Origin of the sequence: Campylobacter sp. RM9331, from assembly GCF_020137685.1 — a bacterium.
In the GTDB taxonomy this organism is placed as follows: Bacteria; Campylobacterota; Campylobacteria; order Campylobacterales; family Campylobacteraceae; genus Campylobacter_E.
In genome coordinates this window covers 1-943 of sequence record NZ_JACGBA010000056.1, presented here as the reverse complement: position 1 = coordinate 943, position 943 = coordinate 1, and the positions used below count along the sequence as shown (strand labels likewise).

General features: G+C 28.8%; 1 protein-coding gene. It reads right to left on the bottom strand.

What is annotated here, in order from left to right; all coding sequences use genetic code 11:
- Positions 1-943, bottom strand: a 943-nt coding sequence (locus AVBRAN9331_RS09740) for a Cj0814 family flagellar-dependent secreted protein (RefSeq protein WP_442862305.1), incomplete at both ends; no start/stop codon positions are given.

The window sequence follows — 943 nt, the reverse complement described above, 5'->3', positions numbered from 1 at the left end:
AAAACTAAAAGCTAATTTTAATAAATCTTCAAAACTCATTATATTAGATTCTTTACTAGGTTTTTCTATACCCATTAATTCTCTTATCTTTTTCATAAATTTTTCTAAAGTTTCCCTTTCTGCTTTGATTTGCTCTGGAGTTAAGACAAGATTATTATTTCCAGCTAAGGCACTTGTGATATTTTTCCCCTCAAAATCACCATCTTTTATAGGACTAAACATTAATTTTGAATATGTATCGTAAGAAGAAAAAGCACTTCTTTCTTTTAAACTCTTATCAAATCTATTAAATTTAACATAATCTTTTAGCCATCTTGGCATACGCTCAACTTCAGCACTTGTAAAGCCATTTTCACCCCTACTAATAAGCTGTGCTCCAAGTGCCATATCAAATGCATGAAAATCTTGCCTACTGATATTTCTATCATAACCGCTAAATTTACCATCATAAGTAGTCTCTGCTTCTATAACTGCTCTTATATCGCTTGATAAAAATCCCATAAGAAGCCCGCCTCTTGTAAATTCTCCCTTTTCGTTTTTATATCTATTCTCAGCAGGGTCAAAATTGCTTATATATAATTTATCTTCTTCTAATATTTCCTTACTACGAAAAACAGTGGTATTTGGCTTAGTTCTATCTTCATTTCTATAATGAAAAAACATACCACCAACATCTTCAGTTTTTTTATCAAAATTAACATTTGAAAACTCATATGGACTTTGCAATATTTTTGTCACTTCAAAAGTTCCTTTTTTGATAACATAACCTTGTGGAAATTGCTTTATATCTTCGGTATTAAAAAATTCTTTAGAGTTTAAAAAATCTTCACTTACAACTTGGCTAAAAAGTGTATAAGCGTTATTAACAGTTTTTGCTATATCAATTTCATAATACTTTCTATATGCTCTTAAAGAATTGTTATTTCTATCTACTAGATTTTTT